1 protein-coding gene and 1 pseudogene are annotated in these 2,395 nt (G+C 73.3%); both read right to left on the bottom strand.

What is annotated here, in order from left to right; translation table 11 throughout:
• Window positions 1-404: pseudogene (locus tag AB8Z36_RS37425) on the bottom strand (hypothetical protein); the annotation flags it as partial.
• 10 nt (window positions 405-414) lie between these two features.
• On the bottom strand, window positions 415-2,313 hold the full coding sequence (locus AB8Z36_RS37430; RefSeq protein WP_369217838.1) for an exo-alpha-sialidase: 1,899 nt from the start codon (window positions 2,311-2,313) through the stop codon (window positions 415-417).
• Between the last annotated feature and the right edge of the window lie 82 nt (window positions 2,314-2,395).

Genomic DNA, 2,395 nt, shown 5'->3' on the forward strand with positions numbered 1-2,395 from the left:
GTGCCGGAACGGGACATCACCACGGCCGAGTTGCGGACCATCGGGGCGCTGGTGTCGCGCCAGGTGTGGGGCTGCCCCGCGGGGTTGGGCGGGGCGTGCACCTGGCCGAGGAAGGTGTCGGAGAACAGCCACAGGACGCGCCCGTCGGGCAGCCGCACCGAGTGGGTGCCGTCGCCGCCGGTCCAGTCGTCGGTCCGCGCCTGGTCGTCGCCGTAGCGCGCGAACTCACCGGTGACCTTCTCGTCGGCCGACCAGTCGCCGACGGTACGGGGACGGCAGGCCGCCGCGCCCTCCCGGTCGCCCTCCGGCAGGGCGATCAGCAGGACGGCCGCGCAGGCCAGGACGAGCAGCAGGACCAGCCAGATCCTGCGGCCCGTCCGGCCACGACGCTCTTGGACTGACACTCCTGGGACGTTAGTTGCTGCCGTGCACGCGGTCCATGGGCAGTCTGACGACGGTGTCCCGTGTCACAGGACGGTCGCCGGTGCCCAGGTTGGCCACTTCCTCATCGGACAACGCCCTTCCGTAGAGCCGCACTTCGTCGATCGAGCCGGTGAAGTGGGCGCGGCTGTCGAGCCGCTGGCCGACGTGGATGCCGAAGGGCGAGGTGCGGCTGACGGAGCCGGGCACGTCGGCGGTGGTGACCGGCGTCCCGTCGAGGAAGAGCGTCAGACGGCCCTCCCCGGCCTCCCGGCGCAGCACGATGTGGTGCCACTGCCCGTCGTTGTACGCGCCCGCCGTGCGCACCGACGCGGACCTCGGCGCGGTGGCGCCCTGGCGCGTGGTGATCAGGCCGGTGATCCGGCCGCTCGCCGGTTCGCCGCGCAGCCACACCTGCGGCTGGTTGGTCCCTATGCCGCCCATCCACAGCAGTGGCTGCTCACCGCCGGTCGCGGAGTAGCGGAACCACAGGGAGACGGTGAAGTCGCCCGCGCCGCGCGGCAGCCGTGCGCGGAAGGGCAGCCGTACCGCGTCGTCGGTGCCGTCGAAGGCGAGGGCGCCGCCGAACCGCCCCTCGGTCTGGCGGGCCCCGCCGAGCACGGCCGCGCCGCGGGCGCCCGGGGCGCGGTCGGGCGTGGTGGGGTCGGGTCCGCGGCGCGGCTTCAGCCAGTCCTCGGTGAAGCGGGCGAAGCGGATCTCGTCGTGCGCGTCGACCGCGCCGCCCTCGTACAGCAGACCCACGTGCTCCCGGTCGGCGCGCACCAGGTCGGAGTAGCCGGACCAGTCGGTGGTCACCGTCGTGCCCCGGTCGACGCTGTCCCAGGTGCGGCCGCCGTCGTAGGAGGAGCGGATCTGCATGGTCCTGCGGCGGTCGGGGTCGGCGGGGCAGGCGAGCAGCAGCCGCCCGCCGAACTCCAGGACGGAGCCCTGGACCTGCGGCGTGTAGAGATCGGGCAGGGCGCGGAAGGGCGCGGCGAAGGAGTCGCCGCCGTCGCGGCTCACCGCGTGACTGCGGTGTCCCAGATCGGTGCCGTCCTGCTCGCGCGCGCTGACGTAGACGGTCCCGTCGGGCCGCTCGGCGAGCGTCATCTCCGAGGGCTTCTGGCGGAAGGTGCCGTCCTCGGCGATCGGATACGTGTCCCTCGCGCCGACCTTCCAGTGGTCGCCGCCGTCGTCGCTGACGACCAGCGCGGCGTGGTTGGCGGAGATGCGGCCGCTCTCGTACGACTCGGCGTTGACGGCGAAGGCCAGCCGCCCGGCGTGCTTGCCCCGGGTGAGCTGGATGCCGTGGACGGGGCCCGTCGCGTACCAGGAGTTCCACCGCGGAGGGAGGATCTCCTCGCTCAGGTCGCGCGGGCGCGACCAGGTGCGGCCGTCGTCGTCGCTGTACTGGAGGTGCGGTGTCCGGTCGCACGGTATGTCGCAGTTACCGGCGTCCGTGCGGCCCGTGTTGTACGTCTCGGCGAGCAGGACGCGGCCGGTCTCGCGGTCCACGACCGGCGCGGGGTTGCCGTGCGTGTCGCCCGCGCCCTCGTTGACCACCTGGAGCGGCCCCCAGGTCCTGCCGCCGTCGTACGACCGCTTGAGGACGAGGTCTATGTCCCCCGCGTCGCCGCAGTTGTCGACCCGCCCCTCGGCGAACGCGAGCAGGGTGCCCTTGACGGTCCGCACCACGGCGGGGATGCGGAAGCAGGCGTAGCCCGGGTCCTGCGAGGCCTTGAAGAGCACCTGCTGCTCGAAGGCGGGCGCCCGCTCGGCGGCGTGCCCGGTCGGCGCCGGTACGAGGGCGGCGACGGCGAGGGTGGTCAGGGCGGCGGTGGCGGTGCGGAACGGCCGGAACGGTCTGAGACGTGAACGGAGACTCCAGGGCATGGTGCGACCCGCCTTTCGTGGCGACGGCGACGGCGACTCATGGCGATGTGTTCGACAGTGCTCGGCGATGACGGTTCGACAG

This window comes from Streptomyces flavofungini, from assembly GCF_041028215.1.
Lineage (GTDB): Bacteria > Actinomycetota > Actinomycetes > Streptomycetales > Streptomycetaceae > Streptomyces > Streptomyces flavofungini_B.

Bases quoted from the DNA above. Each gene is read 5' to 3' on its own strand.
- AB8Z36_RS37430 (WP_369217838.1), bottom strand. From the start codon at position 2,313: ATGCCCTGGAGTCTCCGTTCACGTCTCAGACCGTTCCGGCCGTTCCGC.